Origin of the sequence: Rhizobium sp. BR 250 (genome assembly GCF_047445855.1) — a bacterium.
Lineage (GTDB): Bacteria > Pseudomonadota > Alphaproteobacteria > Rhizobiales > Rhizobiaceae > Agrobacterium > Agrobacterium tumefaciens_I.
Genome location: NZ_JARWKW010000020.1, coordinates 18,968 through 37,723, shown reverse-complemented (window position 1 = coordinate 37,723; position 18,756 = coordinate 18,968). Strand labels below are relative to the sequence as shown.

At 61.0% G+C, this 18,756-nt stretch carries 16 protein-coding genes and 1 pseudogene; 8 read left to right on the top strand and 9 right to left on the bottom strand.

Annotated elements, in window-relative coordinates:
- Positions 1 to 262 precede the first annotated feature (262 nt).
- Positions 263 to 1,396: an ROK family transcriptional regulator gene (locus QD336_RS23185; protein ID WP_499172311.1), complete on the top strand. Its 1,134-nt coding sequence runs from the start codon at positions 263 to 265 to the stop codon at positions 1,394 to 1,396.
- A 197-nt stretch (positions 1,397 to 1,593) separates the two neighbouring features.
- Here QD336_RS23185 and QD336_RS23180 read toward each other — a convergent pair whose 3' ends face one another.
- Entirely contained in the window at positions 1,594 to 1,716 is a 123-nt protein-coding gene (locus tag QD336_RS23180; RefSeq protein WP_499172321.1) for a hypothetical protein, read from the bottom strand.
- Between QD336_RS23180 and QD336_RS23175 the strand changes: the two are divergent.
- Positions 1,658 to 1,974 (top strand): annotated as a pseudogene (locus QD336_RS23175) (flavin reductase family protein). The gene QD336_RS23180 and the pseudogene QD336_RS23175 sit on opposite strands and share 59 nt — an antisense overlap.
- Positions 1,975 to 2,083: 109 nt before the next feature.
- Here QD336_RS23175 and QD336_RS23170 read toward each other — a convergent pair.
- The gene (locus tag QD336_RS23170; RefSeq protein ID WP_499172310.1) at positions 2,084 to 3,013 is read right to left on the bottom strand and encodes an AraC family transcriptional regulator; all 930 of its coding nucleotides are present in this window, start codon (positions 3,011 to 3,013) and stop codon (positions 2,084 to 2,086) included.
- Positions 3,014 to 3,109: 96 nt separating this feature from the next.
- On the opposite strand from QD336_RS23170, the gene QD336_RS23165 reads away from it, so the two are divergent.
- The gene (locus QD336_RS23165) at positions 3,110 to 3,859 is read left to right on the top strand and encodes an SDR family oxidoreductase (protein WP_499172309.1); all 750 of its coding nucleotides are present in this window, start codon (positions 3,110 to 3,112) and stop codon (positions 3,857 to 3,859) included.
- Between the two features lie 63 nt (positions 3,860 to 3,922).
- Here the strand turns inward: QD336_RS23165 and QD336_RS23160 are convergent, their stop codons facing one another.
- The 6 genes from QD336_RS23160 to QD336_RS23135 form a co-directional block, all read right to left on the bottom strand.
- Positions 3,923 to 4,708 (bottom strand): inositol monophosphatase family protein, encoded by a 786-nt coding sequence (locus QD336_RS23160; RefSeq protein ID WP_499172307.1) that lies wholly within the window; start codon positions 4,706 to 4,708, stop codon positions 3,923 to 3,925.
- Positions 4,705 to 5,601, bottom strand: coding sequence for a glycerophosphodiester phosphodiesterase family protein (locus tag QD336_RS23155; protein WP_269343190.1), 897 nt, complete (start codon positions 5,599 to 5,601; stop codon positions 4,705 to 4,707). Before QD336_RS23155 ends, QD336_RS23160 begins: the two co-directional genes overlap by 4 nt.
- Before the next feature lie 46 nt (positions 5,602 to 5,647).
- Entirely contained in the window at positions 5,648 to 6,514 is an 867-nt protein-coding gene (locus tag QD336_RS23150; protein WP_442864907.1) for an ABC transporter permease, read from the bottom strand.
- A complete protein-coding gene (locus QD336_RS23145) occupies positions 6,511 to 7,365 on the bottom strand; it encodes an ABC transporter permease (protein WP_499172319.1) in 855 nt (284 codons plus the stop codon). The genes QD336_RS23150 and QD336_RS23145 overlap by 4 nt, the downstream gene beginning before the upstream one ends.
- Positions 7,365 to 8,405, bottom strand: a complete 1,041-nt coding sequence (locus QD336_RS23140) for an ABC transporter ATP-binding protein (RefSeq protein WP_499172306.1) — start codon at positions 8,403 to 8,405, stop codon at positions 7,365 to 7,367. Before QD336_RS23140 ends, QD336_RS23145 begins: the two co-directional genes overlap by 1 nt.
- 84 nt (positions 8,406 to 8,489) lie before the next feature.
- The gene (locus QD336_RS23135; protein ID WP_499172305.1) at positions 8,490 to 9,719 is read right to left on the bottom strand and encodes an extracellular solute-binding protein; all 1,230 of its coding nucleotides are present in this window, start codon (positions 9,717 to 9,719) and stop codon (positions 8,490 to 8,492) included.
- A gap of 144 nt (positions 9,720 to 9,863) precedes the next feature.
- Between QD336_RS23135 and QD336_RS23130 the strand changes: the two genes are divergently transcribed.
- The 5 genes from QD336_RS23130 to QD336_RS23110 all read left to right on the top strand — a co-directional run bounded on the left by QD336_RS23130 (position 9,864) and on the right by QD336_RS23110 (position 16,531).
- Positions 9,864 to 11,012 carry an ROK family transcriptional regulator gene (locus QD336_RS23130; RefSeq protein WP_269343183.1) on the top strand — a complete coding sequence of 383 codons (1,149 nt, stop codon included), beginning with the start codon at positions 9,864 to 9,866 and terminating at the stop codon, positions 11,010 to 11,012.
- Between the two features lie 197 nt (positions 11,013 to 11,209).
- Positions 11,210 to 11,716, top strand: coding sequence for an RNA polymerase sigma factor (locus tag QD336_RS23125; RefSeq protein WP_499172304.1), 507 nt, complete (start codon positions 11,210 to 11,212; stop codon positions 11,714 to 11,716).
- An 83-nt stretch (positions 11,717 to 11,799) separates the two neighbouring features.
- Positions 11,800 to 12,768: a FecR family protein gene (locus tag QD336_RS23120; protein ID WP_269343180.1), complete on the top strand. Its 969-nt coding sequence runs from the start codon at positions 11,800 to 11,802 to the stop codon at positions 12,766 to 12,768.
- Positions 12,769 to 12,878: 110 nt separating this feature from the next.
- A complete protein-coding gene (locus QD336_RS23115; RefSeq protein ID WP_269343178.1) occupies positions 12,879 to 15,308 on the top strand; it encodes a TonB-dependent siderophore receptor in 2,430 nt (809 codons plus the stop codon).
- Positions 15,308 to 16,531, top strand: a complete 1,224-nt coding sequence (locus QD336_RS23110) for an MFS transporter (protein WP_499172303.1) — start codon at positions 15,308 to 15,310, stop codon at positions 16,529 to 16,531. Before QD336_RS23115 ends, QD336_RS23110 begins: the two co-directional genes overlap by 1 nt.
- 51 nt (positions 16,532 to 16,582) lie before the next feature.
- Here the strand turns inward: QD336_RS23110 and QD336_RS23105 are convergent, their stop codons facing one another.
- Positions 16,583 to 18,565 carry a phosphatase PAP2 family protein gene (locus tag QD336_RS23105; protein ID WP_269343174.1) on the bottom strand — a complete coding sequence of 661 codons (1,983 nt, stop codon included), beginning with the start codon at positions 18,563 to 18,565 and terminating at the stop codon, positions 16,583 to 16,585.
- Between the last annotated feature and the right edge of the window lie 191 nt (positions 18,566 to 18,756).

The following is an 18,756-nucleotide window of genomic DNA, read 5'->3' as shown; positions in this document are numbered from 1 at the left end:
AACGAGACGCTGCGACATGATTTTTTTGCTGTTTTTCCCGTCGCGGCTCGTTGCCTAATATTTATTTTCTTTACGTAAATTAATAAGTCAAGCGTGAATTTTCCACCGAAGTCGGAATACGCTAGATCGCTGATAAACAACGGCATTATAACGAACGTCAGGCTTCGCCCCGAACACTTGGTTCCGCTTAGGCTGGGAAATTTGCTGTACAATCGCGCAGTTTACGCTATTCATCCGGCGTAACGTCTCCCGGGAGAATGGTTTGATCGACCTCGGCTATAATGAGCGACGCCTGCTTGAAATCTTGCGTGGCAAGGGAGGCATGTCGCGCATTGAACTCGCGCGCGAGATGGACGTCTCCGCGCCAACCCTCACCCGCCTGACCGCCAATCTTCTGGAATCCGGCCTGATCCTCGAAGCAGAAGAAGCCCGCAGTGACGGCAAACGGGGCAAACCGTCCACTGCTATCGAAATCAATCCAAACGGGCTTTTCACGCTCGGGGTCTATTTCAATCCAGACGATCTGCGTGTCTGTATCGCCGATCTCAACGGCACGATCAGGCAGGAAATTCGGTCCGAGCTTGAAGGGTACAGTTTCGAGCACATTATGGAAATGGCCGAGACGGCTGCCCGCCAAGTGCTGGAAAAGGCTAAAATCAGAAAGAAGGATGTCCTCGGCTGCGGCATCAGCTTTCCGGGCCACTTCAAGCGCGATCGAGGCCATGTCTTTCGCATCAAACAGTTCGAGAACTGGCGCGACATCGACGTCGACAAGGACTTCCAGCCCTATTTCGATTTCCCGGTCTTTCATGAAAACGACGGCAACACCGTCATTCTCTCCGAGCTTTATTACGGAGCGGGCCGCAGTATCCGTAACTTTGCGATGATCTGGCTGACATATGGCATCGGCGGCGCCGTCGTGGTGCAGCGTCATCTCTATCGCGGCACGAATGGTAATGCTGGCGAGTTTGGTGGCCTGTTTCCAAAATCAAATCCGCGTCCCTCCGGACAGGATCTTTGCGACACGCTGGCCGCCCACGGGTTGGATATCCGGCGTTTGAAGGATATCGATGAAAGCTATTGCGACCATCCCGCCGTGGTTACCTGGCTGGAAAGGGCAACGGACCAGCTTCGGTTGCTGGCTCTGACCGTCGCCCGAACGATGGATCCCGGCGCCATCATTTTTGGCGGATCACTGCCCGACTGGATTCTTGACCATATCGTACAGCGCATCGGGTCGCTAGAAATGCTTGGCGAGGATTTCTTCGTAGAGCCCCCGGAAATACGCAAATCGATGATGAGCGACCTGCCGCATCTCGGTGCCGCCAGCATACCGATCTACCGTGCCACGACGCCCAGCTATTATTCAGGCAGGGCCCTGAAGGGATGGGCTTAGCCGCTGTTAGTCGTTAGCCTCTTGCCCAATGACGGATTAAGTTGCCGGATGCCTGCACCCCTGACCCGACAACAGTTTTTATGGGAGTTTTATGCAGGCTGAACCGGTGCAGGTCCCGTGACTTCTTCCGCTGAAAGCCTGCGCGTCTCCGATGATCTCCCCGCGTGAACTCAAGGATTCAATGGCCGGCCTTGTCCTCACGTGGCCATGGCCACGGCCGCCCACGCCGCAGAGCGGGTCGGGCGAACAATCACCTCCCTCATGTCGCGCAGCGCAGAGCCGCCGCTGCTGATGATCTCCATCGACGCCAGCAGCCGCATGGTCGATATCATCGCCGCGAGCAGGCGATTTCCGTTGCGGCACTGGCCAGAGGACAGGAGGAGATTGCCGATGCCTTTGCGGGAAAGGCAAATCACCCGGACCGGTTCAGCATTGGAGACTGGGATACCTGGCCATCAGGAAGCCCTAAACTTGCCGACGCGCTGTTATCCATGGATTGCGAACTTGCCGGTTCCATCAATGCCGCAGACCATATCCTGTTCGTGGGCGGTATCATCGAGGCCGTCAAAATCCCCTGAGCAAAGCCCTGCTCTGGAGCGAACGCGCCTATACTGGCACAGATCAACGCTACCCCATCACTCCGTCTCGATAATCCGAAAAGGCTCTCACCGCCATGACCGGCAACCGCTAGAGAAAATCCGCCTGCTTTCGGCGTCTGTCGCCATTGGCGCGGGCAAAGCTGCCCGGAGCGACACCCGTTCTCCTGCGGAAAGCGGTGCTGAATGCGCTGGCGGATTCATAACCGATCTCCTCCGCGATATGATCGAGGGACTTTACCCCGCGCATCAGCGCGTCTCTGGCAAGTGCCATCCGCCAGCGGGCCAGATATTCGATCGGCGCGCAGCCGAGCATTTCATTAAAACGCGCTGCGAAGGCCGAGCGCGACATGCCGGCGATCCCGGCCAGTTCGGCCACGGTCCAGTTCGCGCGGAAATTGGCGTGCATGGCGGACAATGCACGGGCAAGCCCGGGCAAACGCATCCCCTTCACCAGCCCTGCCGGAATTGCCTCACTGCCCGCGTTCGGCCGACGCAGCACTTCAACCAGCAGAACCTCCAGCATGCGCCGGATGACCAGCTCTTTGCCTGCATCCTCGCGCGCGCATTCTTCCGACAGCAACTCGATCAGGCGCGCCAGCCGGGATGCTCCACCCTCACCCGCCGGCACATGGATCAGGTCGGGCATCAACGACAGCAGAAGCGCTGCATTGACCCGCTCGAACGTGAAGCTTCCTCCCAGCGCGACAAAATCAGGCTCCCCTTCCTGTCCACCATGCCGCACCGCCCGGCCTTGCGGCTCGACCGGAATACACTCGACGTCGGTATCGCTGCAAAGCGAGAAGGCGGGCGTGGAGGGCAAAAGCAGGAAATCACCGCTCGTCAACCGCAAGGGCTCCCGGCCATCGATCATGACCCAGGCCGCACCGGCCAGAACCACGGCAAAACCCGGTGCATCATAGGCACGATAACGCACACCCCATCGACCCCGGCCGGAGATAGGTTTGGAAACGGCGGCACTTGGCCGCAAGAGATCTATGATATCGCTAAGAGGATCCACTGCCTGGACGATCAATAATAAACTTTGGTGTTCAGAGCATATATCATCCAAAACACATGGTCTATCTCCGGTCATATCGAACAATGGAGACTTATGATGACCAAGAAGATCCTCATCACCGGCACCTCATCCGGCTATGGCAAGGCGATCGCCGAATTTTTCCTCGCGCGTGGCTGGAATGTCGTTGCGACCATGCGGCGTCCGGAGCCCGATCGCTTCGGCGGCGATAACGACCGGTTGCGCATCCTGCCGCTGGATGTGACGGACGAGCAAAGCGTCGCGGCCCTGATCGATGCGGCAGGCCCGGTCGATGTGCTGGTGAACAATGCAGGCATTGGCATGGTCGGCGCTTTCGAAGCAATGCCAATGTCGGAAATCCGCAGGATCTTCGACACCAACAGCTTTGGTGTGATGGCAATGACGCAGGCGATCATTCCCGAGATGCGAAAGCGCCGGTCCGGCACGATCATCAACGTCACATCCAGCGCCACGCTCGCGCCGTTTCCGCTTGCCGCCGTTTATACCGCCAGCAAGCAGGCAATCGAAGGTTTCTCCGGTTCGCTTGCCCATGAACTCGGTCATTTCAACATCCGCGTGAAGCTGGTGGAACCGGGCTATGCGCCGACCACTCGTTTCACGACAAATGCCATCCTTCCGCTGGAAGAGCTGTTGCCGGACGAATACATGGACTTCGCAGGCCCAATTCTCGAAGGCTTCGCCAAACCGGCCATGACAACCAGCGAACAGGATGTCGCCGAAGCGATCTGGAGCGCCGCCCATGATGTGTCCGGCCAACTCCGTTTTCCCGCTGGCCCTGACGCAATTGCGCTGGCCCGGGCGAAGTGACGCCCGAAAGCGGCGGATGGCAGAGATGTTGCAGCAACATCTGCCATCGACTTTCGCAAGCGCTCACGCAGGTTCCGCCAGCTCTTTTTCTGCGATCTCCGGCCACAATCCCTCCGTCACCGCCATCAGTGCCGGCGTTGCGGCCGCAACCCAAGGGATGCCGCTGCCGGGGCGCGTTCCGATACGGACATCGAGACCCGCTTCCCGTGCGAGAACGACGCCGCCGGCGATATCCCACATGGTCGTCAGCTTCTGCAGATGGCCGTCGAAGATGCCGCGTGCCGCGAAGGCAAGGCCGATCGATGTGGAGCGGATGGACTCCACCACCCAGCCCGCATGCCTGAGCCCGACATTCAGAGCAGCGACTTCTTCCGCATCGGCGGCGGCGCTATCGCCGAGCGACATGACCTGCACATCCTCGAAGGGCACAAGGCGGGCAAGCGGTTTGCCGTTCAGCATGAGACCCGTCCCATCCGCCGCCGCATAAATATCCTTGAAGACCGGCATGGCGACGACGCCAAGTTCGGGACGCCCGTTGCGAACGAAGCCGAGCGAGATGCCCCAGAGCGGCGAGCCACGCAGGAAATTGGCGGTGCCGTCGATGGGGTCGATGATCCAGTAGGCGTCATCGGCCACGCCGCCCATTTCTTCGCCCAGCACGGTTTCACCGGGAAAGGCCGCCGCCAGACGGTCACGGACGAACCTTTCGACCGAGGTATCGGCTTCCGAGACAAAATCCTGAAAACCCTTCGTCCGGGTGGCAATGGCGTCGCGCGCCTCGAAAAAGCGAAGGGCAAGGCCCATCGCTTCCTCGATGATGGCGACGGCGCGGTCGCGACGCTCGCTCATCGTGTCCACGCCCTGCCAGTTGCGCCGGCGCCCGTCTTCAGCCAGCAGGTGAAGGCTTCGACTTCATCCGTCTGGATCGCGCCGACGCCCGCCTCGGCAAGAGCACCCCAGACGGCTTCAGGGTTTGAAAGCGCCCTTGTATCGTTGAAATCGAGGCAATGGGAAACGTCGAGCGAGTTGATCCACAGGCGGATATTCTGGCGCTCCATCTCGGCACGGCCTTCGGCCAGATCGGCAATGTCGGTGAATTTCACCTCGATCATCGGCGCCTTCAACGCCTCAATCCGGCGCAGATCCTCGGCGAACCTGCCCTTTCTGACCGGGAACATCGGCATATGCGGAATCTTTCCGAACCAGTCTGTCTCCAGCACCTCGAAACGGCTCGCTTCAGGATCGATATCGGTCTTGACCAGCACCTGATCCTCGATGCCGAGCCGCAGCACGGTTTCCATGACCTGCGGCAGATCGCGGGTGAATTTGGTGTCGATATTGACGGTGATCCTGCCGCGCGCCTCTTCCAGCAATTCCTCCAGCGTCGGCACGCATTCATCGGTCACGCCAGCGCCGTCACCACCAGCACCGATCTTCAGCTTCGCTGCGCGAACCACCTCGAAAGGCAGCGCGCTCATGGCTCCCTTGCCCGTCGTGGTGCGGTCAAGCGTTTCGTCGTGAATGACGACCAACCGGCCATCGGCCGTCGCCTGCGTGTCGATCTCGATCATCTCGACACCGGCCGTAATCGCGGCGCGGACAGAAGCGAGTGAATTTTCGGCGGTGGCCGTCCAGAAACCGCGATGGGCGATGGTCAGGATGGCCGGATTGTCACGCGAGCAGAGCGCAAGCACATTGCAGGCGTTGGAGGTCTTTGGGGAGGAGGCAAGGGTCTGGTGCATGGTTTTCACTTTCGGACGTTGCAATTACCGGGTTTGGCTGCCCGGATCAGATTTTCCCCATGCCCGCCGCCATCAGGTCGTCGCGCAGGATGCGGCCGGCGATGATGAAGACGACGAGTGCGGGAAGAAGCAGGATGAAGGAGACGATGGAGGCGAGCGGCAGTTGCATCGAATAGGGATCGAGATACATGTAAAGCTTGATCGGCAAGGTCTCGACGACAGGCGCGCCGACGATGAAGGACTTGTCGAATTCCTCGAAGCTGCCGATGAAGGACATCAGCCCGCCGGCGAGAAGGCCGGGCACAGCCAGCGGCAATATGATGTGGAGGACGATGCCGACGGTGCCCGCACCCAGCGAACGGGCGGCATGGATGAGATCGTCAGGAATGGTCTCCAGCGCCGCCGTCATCAGCCGGATCATCAGCGGCAGGGTGCCGACGATCTGCACGAGGATGACCCCCGTTACCGAATAGGCAAGGCCGAAAAGCAGGAACACCTGCCCGATGCCGACGGCGACGACCAGCCCCGGAATGATGATCGGCGCCAGAATAAAAATCTCCACCAGCCGTTTCAGCCGGAAGGGAAACCGCGCCATCGCCCAGGCGGTGGGCAGCGCGATGGCCGCCGTCAGGAAGGTGACGACGATGGCGATGAGGATGCTGTTGATCGCGGCGCGGATGAGGCTTGTATCGCCCAAAATGCCTGCCCAGCGCGCCGTGGTGTAATGCTCCGGCACGACAAGTGGTGGCGACCAGCCGTCGGCAATGCTCCAGAGGAACATCAACGCCAGCGGCACGGCGATGGCAAGCGTCAGCGCGCCATAAAGCCCGATGGAAACGAAAATCCGGTCCTCCGGCGTGAAGGCGCGGCGGCGGGGAGTGATGGTGGGTTCAATGGTGATAACACTCATCATGCGTCTCCTCGGTTTTGGCCGGGGCCGATGCGGGATGTCAGGGAATAATAAAGAATGAGCACGGTGACGGCGAAGAGGCTCAGAACCATGCCCATGGCATAGACCTGATTAAAACGGCCCTGATTAAACTCCTGGATCATCAGCACCGAAAGCGGCCGGGCCGTCGGCGGGCCGACGATATCGGGAATGGCGTAAGAGCCCATGGAACCGATGAAGGTGAGAAGAATGGCGGCGGTGATGCCGGGCATGGCGAGCGGCACCTCCACGAAGAAGAATGTCTTCAGCCGCGAAGCGCCAAGCGTGCGCGAGGCATAACGGATATCCTCGGGAATGGCGGCAAAGGCGCTGGTGATGATCAACGTCATGAAGGGTATCTGCTTCCAGACGCTGGCGAGAATGACGCCAATGCCCCAGTCGTCGCGCACCAGTTTGGGTAGTTCGAGCCCCAGCGGCGCGACCAGCCGGTCGAGAAAACCGCCCCTTTCGAAGACAACGATCACCATCAGGCCGACGATGATGCCGGGCACCGCCATCGGCAACTTGTAAAGGCCGCTGAACAGTTTTCGACCGAGAAAGCTCTTGCGGATCAAAAGCGCCAGCGGCACCGAGGCCACAAGCGAGACGATGACCGGCATGACGCCGTAATAGATTGACGTCGTGAGGCCACGGATCATCGAGGGGCGGGTGAAAATCCGTTGGTAGAACATCAGCGTGAAGCTGCCATCCTCCTGCCTGAAGCTGCCGATCAGTGCCGACAGCAGCGGCCCGCCGAAGAAGACCAGAAGATAGCCTACCCCCGGAGCCAACAGCAGAAGAAGCTGGGCGCGCCTGTCGCGAAGGATCCCGGCCATCATGCCGCCTCCTCCGCCATCCTGTCATCGAGAAGATGGACCGAACCGGGAAACTGGAGGGCCACCCTTTGCCCGGCATCGATCAGGGTTTCCGCGCCGGACTGGCTGACCCTTATCTGGCGGCCGCCGATCTCGACCGTATAGAGCGCATTGGCGCCCATGAAGGAAACGGCGGAAACCGTGCCCTCACCGGCCTGATCGGCGCGGATGTGGATGTTTTCCGGGCGAACGGAAATCTGCACATTGCCGGCCGCCGCCCGGTCCAGCGTCACCGGCTGGCCCCAGGGCAATTGCGCCTGCTCACCCTCGGCGGAGACGGGCAGAAGATTGGTCTGGCCGAGAAAGCCGGCGGTAAAAGCATGCTTCGGCGCGCGGTAAAGCTCAAGCGGCGTGCCGATCTCGACCACCCGCCCGGCATTCATGACGACGATCCGGTCCGACATCGCCATGGCTTCGGCCTGATCATGCGTCACATAAAGGCTGGTCGCGCCGATGCGGCGGTGAAGCTCGGTCAGCTCATGGCGCAGCGTATCGCGGAGTTTGGCATCGAGGTTGGAGAGCGGCTCGTCGAACAGCAGCAGGCTCGGCTGCATGACGATGGCGCGCGCCAGCGCCACGCGTTGCTGCTGGCCGCCGGATAATTGCCGGGGCATGCGATCCACCAGACCGGTGAGATTGCAAATTTCCAGCGCATGGGCGATGCGGCGGGCCCGCTCGTCCTTCGCAACCTTCTTCATCTTCAGCCCGAAGCCGAGATTTTTGGCAACCGACATATGCGGGAAAAGCGCATAGGACTGAAAAACCATGGCGATATCACGCGCTTCCGGCGGCGCCTGATCGATGCGCTTGCCGCCCAGCCGGATTTCACCGCGCGAAGGCTGGCTGATGCCGGTGAGGATGCGCAAAAGCGTCGACTTGCCGCAACCGGAGGGCCCAAGAATGGTGACGAATTCGCCCCGCTCCACGGTGATCGATACGGGATGAAGCGCCCGGCTGGCGCCATAATCCTTGCTGATATTGCTGATCTCGAGTTCACTCATGGCGAGCCTCCCTCATATTTTTGACCAAGGGTTCCGGACCGTGCATGGCACTTGCGGCCGCACGATCCGGTCATCCTGATGGCGTTACTGGTTGAGGACTTTTTCATCGAGCGCTTCGGCAAGCGCCGTCGACATGTCCCAGAAAGCCGGCAGCGACAGGCGCGGATAGACACTCTGCGGCAGCACATGCTCCTGCACGGCCTTCGGCATCAGATCATTGGTGACATCGGCGCGCGGAGAGCGGGAGGCCTTGTTTTCCAGCTTCCAGAGCTGGAACTCCTTGCTCATCGCCATATCGATCAGAAGCAGTGCGGAGGCGACGTTCTTGGCGTTAGCCGGCACGAACATGGCGTCGCCAGAGCCGACCTGACCTTTTTCGAGAAGCGTGACGCGGAAACTGTCGGGCAATTGCTTGGTGCCGAGGAAACTCATGACCTGATCTTCCCAGACGGTGCCCATATAAAGCTGCTGGTTGTTGATGAGGTTGAGCGTATCGGCATTGCCGTTGGTCAGTTCGGCCACGGCCAGAAGACGACGATAATAATCCCAGACGGGCGTGAGGCACTCGGACTCCATGGCCCAGTCTTCGGCCTGCTGCAGCGTCTGGTTATAGTCGGTCAGCTGCTTGCGGCAGTCGCCGGTAAGATAATTGAGTGCGACAGAATAGATGAAGCCGCCGCCCGAACCACCCTTGGCCGGCAGGGTAACGCCGAGACGCTTGGGGTTCTTTTCGGCCCAGACAAGAAGGTCCTCGAAGCTCTTCGGCACATCCTCGGCCTTCACGAAGGCAGAGTCATAACCGATAGCCGTCTGGTTGAGATGCACCAGCGGGAAGCTGCCGCCATGCGGCTTGCCGAACACAGTTTCAGCCAGTTCCGGATTGTAATTGGCCATGTTCGGCAGGATTTTCGTCAGCGCAATATTGCCGACAACGCCCTTGGCAGACAGCAGCGGATAGCTGCCGCCACCGGCGAAATAGGCATCGACGGGCGAATCCTGACCTGCCGCCTGTACAGCGATCAACTGCTGGTTCGCCTGATCGCCCTTCACGTCGCTATAGGCGACCTTGATGCCATATTTGGCTTCGAAGCGGGTGATCAGCTCCTTCCACGTATCGGCGAAACTGCCGGCGAAATTATACATCGTCACCGTACCCTCGGCTTTGGCGGCCGGAACGACGATGTCGTAGAAATTGTCGCGCGTGACCTTCGACAGATCGAAGTCGAGGTTTTTCATATTGCTGTCAGCCGATAGGCACGGCGCTGCCGTCGTCGCCAGCGCAAGCGCGGCGATCGCAAAAAATTTCATGCGCATTGAATGGTTCCTCCTGGGGACCCGTTGTTGACCGGCCCCTTATTAATACACTCTAAGTGTAATATTTGTGACAGTCCAGTGAAAAATGCTGTCGCAACCGGTGGCCCGTGTTGCCGCCGCCCCGCGCAGCCGTTATCCAAGGCCATGAACACAGATCAGACGCCGCAGCTAACCTTCGACCGCCAGCCGCTTGCCAGCGAAAACGAGCGTCTCATTCTGGATATCGTGCGCCGCCACGGCCCCATTGCCCGCGCCTCGATTACCGGCCACACCAACCTCACGCAGCAATCTGTGCACCGGCTGATCGAAGGCCTGCTGGAGCGCGGGCTTCTGCAGACCGGCGCGCCGCTCAAGGGCACGCGCGGCCAGCCGAGCCCCACCATCGAGCTGGTGCCGGAGGCGGCCTATTCGCTTGGAATTTCCATCAACACCGACTCCGTCGTCATCTGCATCGCCGATTTCCGCTGCGACGTGATTGTCGAGGAAAAACTTGACATGCTTCCGGAGGACCGGGAGGAGACGCTTGCTGCCTTGTCGCTGGCCCTCGAACGGCTGCTCTCGGAACACGGCATTCCGCGCGAGCGCCTGCTTGGCCTCGGTTTTTCCATGTCCGGCTTCTTCGTGTCCGAGGACCGCGCCTTCAATGCGCCGGAGCCCCTGCGCGACTGGTCGCTGATGGACCTGAAGCCGATCCTTGAGAAACGGTTCCACCTGCCGGTCTGGCTGGAGAACAACGCCACCACGGGTGCGATCGGCGAAAGCCTTCGCGGTGTCGGCTCCTGGTGCCAGACCTTCGCCTATCTGTCCTTCAACTATGGCTTCGGCGGCGGGCTGATCCTTGGCGGCCAGCCGTTTCACGGCTTTCATGGCAATGCCGGCGAATTCAGCGGCATATACAGCCCGGACGAATCGCCCAAACGGCCGGCCCTGCAATATCTGATCGCCACCCTGCAGAGAAACGGCGTCGACATTCATTCGATCGAACCGCTCTATCAGCAGTTCGACCCCACATGGCCGGGCGTCGAGGAATGGCTGACCGAAACCATGCCGCAGGTGGACAGGCTGGTGGCCAGCCTGATCGCGGTGCTCGATCCACAGGCCATCGTCTTCGGCGGGCAATTGCCGCGCGCGCTTGGCCAGATGATGATCGAACGCACGCACATGCCCTCAGAGCGCGAACATCGTTATGGTGTCGGGCCAAAGGAAGCGAAGCTGGTTCTCAGCGAGACGGTCGGCGATCCCTCCGCCATCGGTGCTGCGCTGCTGCCGCTCAGGGTGCGCTATTTCCTCTAGGTCAGCCCAAACGGCCTGATGTAATCCCGCAACAATCATCACGGAAACGTGAGCCTGATTTCGCCCCCGGTTTTTTACTGGTTGGCAGCTTGCATCCGAAGGCGATAAATATGATTACAACTATCATGTTTATTCTGACATGAAGCGGTGTCTCGGCCCGCCTCATGCGCCAGGCCAATACGCCACCGGGTCGATTGATGAGCAAAGCCCTGTTTGAGGTTCTTGACGCCAAGGAAGAAAACCGCCTGATGCGGTTTTTCCGCCGGCAGCTGCAGAACCGCGAAGACGCCGCCGACGCCATGCAGGAAACCCTGTTGCGGGCGCTGGAAGTCTCGCATGCGACGCTGATCCACAATCCCCAAGCCTATCTCTTCCAGATCGCCCGGTCCGTCGCCCGCCTGACGGTCATCCGCCAGTCGCGCGAGCGGCCGCTATTCGCCCCTTACGAGGCGGGTTTTGCCGTCGCCTGCGAGGACCCCGGACAGGAACGGATCGTCGCCGGCCGACAGCACCTTATTTTAATGGCGCGGGCCATCGAGGCCCTGCCCAAACGTTGCCAGCAGGTCTACGTGCTCAGCCGTCTGCATGGCCATTCCAATGGCGAGATCGCCGTCCGGCTCGGCATTTCCCGCAACATGGTGGAAAAACACATCATCAAGGCGCTGCTGCACTGCCGTCAGGTCCGCGCGCAAATAAAAATGTAAACCGGCATCAGGTGTTCGCATCCTTTTTCACTCTATAAGGGAAAAGGAATACACATCAGCACGCAACAACGGCAGATCAGGACATGAACAAGCGCCCGGACGGCCTGAAGGATAACGGTTTGACCGATGACGGTCTAGCCGAAGAGGCCGCGCTGTGGGTGGCGCGCATGCAGTCGAGAGATGCGACGGAAGCGGAGCGCGAGGCGTTTCATGTCTGGCTGCGCGCCGATGCCGCCCATGCTAGCGCCTATGAGGACATGCGGAGCCTCTGGGGCGAGCTTGGCGATATCGAGCTTGCGCCGGCCGAACAGCGAAAACGGCGCGGACCTCGCCGGGCAATGCTGGCGGGTGTTGCCGGTCTCTGCCTCATCGGGCTTGCAGCGCTGTTTGCGGAGAAAAGCGGATTGAAGGACCGCTGGCAGGCGGATTATTACACCGAAATCGGCGAAACACGCATGCTTTCGCTGGAAGACGGCAGCCGCATCAGCCTGAACACCGACACGGCAATTGCGGTTCATTATTCGCAAAAGGAACGGCGCATCACCCTTCTTCGCGGCGAGGCCTATTTCGATGTCGCCAAAAACCCGGAGCGGCCCTTCATCGTCGAAGATGGAGCGCTGACGGCAAAGGCGCTCGGTACCCATTATTCGGTGCGCACCGGCAATGGCGCGCTGCCGCAGGAGGTGCAGGTGGAGGAAGGCCGCGTCGAGGTGACCACAGGCGCCGAGATCGCCGTGCTCACGCCCGGAGAGGCGGTGACCCTTGGCGGCGATGGCAGGCTGGTGCGCGCCCGCAAGGATGTCGCCAACAGCATGGCCTGGCGCGAGGGCAAGCTCGTCTTTTCCGGCCAGCCGCTGCGCGAGGTTCTCGATATTCTCTCGCAATATCGCCGGGGCCGCATCGTCATCCTCGATGAGGCGGCGGCAAGGCAGCACGTCTCCGGCATCTTCGACCTGAAGGACACGGATCAGGCGCTCACCATTCTCGAAGAGAGCCTTCCCGTTTCGGTATCGCGGCTTTCCGGAATGCTGGTTTTCGTCCGCTCGCGATAAAATAGCTTTTTTTCGCGAATCCGACGTCAGGAGTCGGCCCGCCTTTTCACTCTAGGCAATCAGGACCCGTTTCTGCGGGCGGCATGAGATCACGAGTGAGAGGGAATGACATGAATTTGGGCAAGCAGGCACGCGGCTGGTTCTGGCTGACGACGACGGCGATCATCGGGGGCATCGTCGCGGCAGGTCCGGGCGCCACGACCGCCAGAGCGCAGACACCGCCTGCCGCAAGCGGTGCGCCCGCCACCGTCACCGTCTCCATTCCCGCCGGCCCGCTGGAAAACGCCCTCCTCACCTTCGGCCGCCAGGCCAATCTGCGCATGGTCTACCCGTCCGCGATCACCAGGGGCCGCAGCACGGCCGGCGTCAAGGGCACGCTCAGCGTATCGGCGGCCGTCAGCGGGCTTCTGGCCGGATCGGGGCTGAACTATGCATTGGCCGGCGGCAACACCGTCCGCATTTTCGATCCCGCCAGCCAGAGCGGTGAAAGCGGCGGCGCGGCTGCCGCCGGCAGCACCCTGCTTGCGCCGGTCACCGTGCAGGGCACCGGCCTTGAAGGCGCCAGGGGCATCATCGAGAGCAATGGCTATGTCGGCAAATCCGGACGCACCGCTACCAAGACCGATACGCCGATTGCCGAAACCGCCCAGTCCATCACCACCGTCAGCCGCAAGCAGCTCGATGACCTGAAACCGCAGAACCTCTCGGAAGCACTGAACTACACGCCCGGTGCGCGCATCGGCCAATATGGCGCCGAGCCGCGCTTCGACGCCTTCAAGGTGCGAGGCACCGATCTCAGCACGACAGGCATTTTCCGCGACGGTCTGCGGCAGGTGAGCAGCCAGAACGGCAGCGCCCGGCTTGAGCCCTATGGCGTGGAAGCGGTTTCCATCCTGCGCGGCCCGGCCGCCTCCATCTATGGCGCCAGCAGCTCCGGCGGCATCGTCGATATCATCTCGAAACGCCCGACCGAAGAGACGCTGCGCGAGGTGGAGCTGCAATATGGCTCCTTCGGCCGCGTGCAGGGCGCTTTCGATCTTTCCGGCGCTGTCGATGACGAGAAGACCATGCTTTACCGCCTGACCGGGGTGGCCCGCGACGGCCGCAACGAAATCAGCGCCATCAAGGACGACCGGCTGTTCATCGCGCCGGCCTTCACCTTCCAGCCGGATGCCGGCACCAAGCTGACGCTGCTCGGCGAATATATGGACAGCACCACCGGCGGCACCTGGGGATACATCAACAAATATGGAGCCAGCGGCACATCCATCGGTGCGACATCGGTCTATGGCGGCGATTCCCGGTTTAATGATTTCGAGCAGAAACAATGGCGTATCGGCTATGAGTTCGAGCACGAAATCAACGACAACGTCACCTTCTACAGCAAGGCGCGTTATTCGGCCCTTTCGGCCGACCAGCAATGGGTCTTCGCCAATTATCCCGGCATCACCATCGAGGACAATGAAGGCGTTTCCGCAGACAATTACCTCAAGACGGAATTCGACACCGGCCCGGCGAAACATACGCTGCTGACCGGTATCGACTTCAGCCATATGTCCTACACATCGAAACAGGGCAGCGGCGCCAGTGCCTTCACCGACACCTTCACCTATGTGCCCGACGTATCGCTTATCCTGACTCAGCGGATGAACACGCTCGGCATCTATGCGCAGGACCAGATCGAGATCGACCGCTGGCGCCTGACGGCCGGCATCCGCCACGACTGGCTGGACACCGAATATCAGGCCCAGACCGTCGGAGACGCAACGGCTCCCACCTATGACGGCGATGAAACCAAGACGACGGGCCGCGCCAGCCTCGGTTATGTCTTTGACAGCGGCGTGATGCCCTATGTCAGCTACGGCACCTCCTTCGTCGCCAATCCGGGCGTCATCATCACCACGGGAACGGTGACGGGCCAGGCGCAGCCGACGGTCGGCAAGCAATATGAACTCGGCGTCAAATATGCCCTGCCGCAATATAACGCCCTGCTGAGCGCCGCCTTCTTCAATCTCGATCAGGACAATGCCACGGTCTACGAGACCTCCTCCGGCATCAACCTGCTGCGCCAGCTCGACCTGCGCTCGCGCGGCGTGGAACTCGAAGCCACGGCCTCGCTCGACAATGGCTGGAGCCTCATCGGCTCTTATTCCTATAACGACGTTGAAATCACCAAACTGACGTCGGAAACGGTGGGCAAGCAGCTCAATTCCTCGCCCTATCACACCTTCTCGCTGTGGGCCGATTACGAGTTCCAGGAAGGCGCGCTGGAAGGCCTCGGCATCGGCGCGGGCCTGCGTTATGTCGGATCGAGCTTCGGCGACAACCAGCACACGCCCATTCTCGACAATGAGGCCCGCACCTTCGTCGATGCATCGCTGCGCTACGATCTTGGCAAGGCCCTGCCTTCGCTGGAAGGCGTGAAACTGCAGATCAATGCCACCAACCTTCTCGACGAGGTGAAACAGGTCTGCACCACGGGCTTCTGCTATTATGACGAAGGCCGCAAGGTCGTCGGCAGCATCCGGTATCGCTTCTGATGCTGCAGCAGAACCCTGCCACAACCAAGCCCTCGCCGGCCGCCGTCTTCGTGGCGGTCGGCGGGCTTTATGTCGGCCAGAGCGTGATTGGCGGGCTGACCTTTCTCGGTCTGCCGGCGGTGCTCAGAACCGCCGGGCTGCCGCTGGACCAGATCGGCCTGCTTTACCTCGTCGTTCTGCCCTGGGCGCTGAAATTCCTCTGGTCGCCACATGTGGAGCGTTACCGGCTGCCGCCCGTCGGCAAAAACCGCTCGCGGGTGATCGTCGGCACGGGCATCGCCGCCTGCGCCTGCGGCCTCGCTGTTCTTGCTTTCACCGGCCCGTCGCCGGTTTCCGTCGCAATCGCCATCCTGTCGGTGATCGCACTGGTGACGGCAACCGTCGACATCGCCTGCGACGGCTACGCGGTCGAAACGCTGGCGGAAGAGCATCATGGCTGGGGCAATGCCGCGCAGGTGGGCGGCTCCTATCTCGGTTCCGCCATTGGCGCCGGCCTGTTTCTGGTGCTGGTGGAACGCGCCGGCTGGATGAGCGCCACGCTGGTCATGGCCGGACTGGTCATCCTGCTTGCGCTCCCCTTCCTGTTCGGCCCTGCGGCAAGAACGGTCACGCAAACACGGGACCACCTGCCATCGATCAAAAACGCGCTCAAGCGACGGGAAGTCCGCACAGGTCTTCTGGTCGCGGCCGTTTATGTCGCCGCGCAGAAATGGGGTCTCGCCATGCTCGGCCCGTTTCTGGTCGACTATGGCTTCGATCTCGCCACCATCGGCACGCTGAATGGCGTGGGCAGCATGATCGTCGGTTTCGCCGGCGCGCTGCTCGGCGGCACGCTGGTGCGGCTCTACGGGGCGTCACGAATCCTGCTCATCGCCATCTTCGTGCAGACGGCGCTGTTGTGCCTTTTCGCCTATTTCAGCGCCCATCGCGATATTTCGCAATGGGTCGTCATGGCGGTTGCGGTGGCAAGCTCGTCGGGCATCATGTCCATTGGCTTCGTCGCACTTTACGCCTGCTTCATGGGCTGGTCCGACCCCCGGCAGGCAGGCGTCGATTTCACCCTGTTCCAGTGCATGGATGGCGTTGTCGGCATGATCGGCGGGCTGGGCGCCGGCGCGATTGCCGAAAAATTCGGTTATCAGGCCTCCTTCATCATCGCCGCCATCGTTTCGGTGCTTGCCGCACCGGTCATCTTCCTGCTGATGCGACGGCAGAACTCCTGAACCGAAGCACCGGGCGGCTTAAACCACGCCCGGCAGGCCTCTTGCATCGGCCTATTCGACCACCACCGACAGTGCCGAGCCGGTATAGACCGGCCGCACCTTCACATTGCCCGCATCGATCGCGGTGAAGGTTCCGGTCAGGCCGTTGGCGGAAATCACGTCGAACCGTGTGCCCGCGGCCGGCGCGCCGCCATCAAAGGTGAGCTTCAGCGTTGCGCCCTCCAGCACCGCATTGCCCTTGACGTGCAGCGGCGCCTTTTGCGGATCAAGCGCCAGCGTGCCGCCCGACTGCTGATAATCACCACCAATAACGACATCCTTCTCTCCGCCAAGCGAGAGCGTGCCGCCGCTGACCAGCACACCGCCGGTTCCCAGCGCATCGGCAGACGATGCCACCAGCGTTCCGTCCCTGACGATCGTGCCACCGCCATAGCTGTTGTTGCCGCTGAGCGTCAGCGCACCGCTGCCGGATTTGACGATACGCCCTGCCCCGGCAATATCGTTCGTCCAACGGTCCGCCGCATTGAAGCCACCGGTGGCGGCATCCATGGTCACCTCGACATCGCCGTCAAACGCGCCGTAACCACCGGCAGCGGCAACCAGATTGATCCGGCCCCAGCCGTTGCTGTCGTCAAGTAGCGGATAACCGGCCTCGATGCCGGTGGAAAACAGCACGGCGCGGCGCTCTTCGGCATTCAGATAGGGAAGTCGCGTTTCCAGCAGAACCTCTGCCCCCTTCGGCACCACCATCGCCGCGTCACCCGCTGCCTTGTCGCGGCTGAAGGAGAAGGTCATGCGCCGGCGATAATCCGCGCCGTTCTTCACCGCATCGGCAAAACGGTCGACATCCGGCTTTGCGCCATGGGCAAAGTCGATAAGCGACTGGCCCTGTGGCAGGCGTTTGGCGAAATAGGCCTGCACGGCGTCATGCGCGGCCTTCTTCACCTCGGCATTTTTCGGATCCTGCAACATGGCCGCGGCCATGGCGGTTGCGGTGATGCGGCCGCCGATCACGTCGAGCGGCGAATGCATGCCGGCGACGACACGGCTCTCACCGAGTTCGGAAGCTGCCGTCAGCAATTCGGAAAAGCGCTCCGGCACGGCATAGGCATAAGCGATGGCTGCGAGATAGGCGGCATTGGTGTGCCCGCTCGGAAAACCGCCATCCTTGCCGCGGCCGCGATTTTCGCGGGCATATTTCAGCGCCGGTACGATGACACCCGAGCCGCTGTCGTAGCTTTCGAAGCTACGGTCGCCAATCGTTTCCTTGCCGGTCTCGATCACCTCGCCCTTCGCATTCATGCGCCAGGGCCGCGGTGAGGAATAGAAATATTTCGCGGGCGATGTCGTGCCTTCCGGGCCGCGGATCACCTTCATGAAGGCGACGAAATCCTTGAGCTCGCTATCGGCAGCACCGGCCTCGGTGCCCTTGTCGTCTTCCTTGCGGGTGATGACCTCGTTCGGGTCGAAATCGGCAAGCGTATGATTGATCGTCGTTGTCGCACCCGCGCCTTCGCGATACCAGCCGGCAAGCGGGCCCAAGCCGTCGATGACGCTGTAACCCTGCGAACGGCGGTCGTTCATATAGGCTTCGAAAGCGGCGGCGCGGGTGCGGTTGTCGCCGGTTACGGACAGCACATAACGCATGTTTTCCTGCCAGACGGCGGGATCGACGATCTTCACATGGGTGAAATCCGTAGGACCATCGCCATTGGCGCCGCCATCGGCCCATTTTTCATCGCCGAGTGTCCAGATGCGGTTGAAACCGGAGAGAATCTCGATGATCGGATTGTCCCGGTCGTCATAGGCGCGAACGTCCTCGCCTTTGGCATTCTTGCCGGTCTGGTTGCGGTAATTATCGGCAAACGGCAGCGGATAGGACGCGGCAGGCTCCGGCACCGTGATAGCATAACCCTGGCCCGCCGGCCCGTTGCGATCGAATGCCTCAGCGCCTTGAACGAGAACCAGCAATGCGGCAGAGGCAAGCAGGGCCGCGCGTGCGGACGGAAAAGACGACATATTCAGTTTGGCCATGACGAATCCTATGATTTGCAGCGAGTGACGCGCGACGAAACAGTCGACGCGGTTTTCCGCGCGTCTCGTCATCAGGTTTAGACGATGCTTATTTCAGTTTTTCGATGGGGCTGATCGAGAACAATATCCGCCTGCAAGGAGGGGATGAATATGCCCGGAGGGAGACTCCGGGCATGGTCTTCAATGGCTTC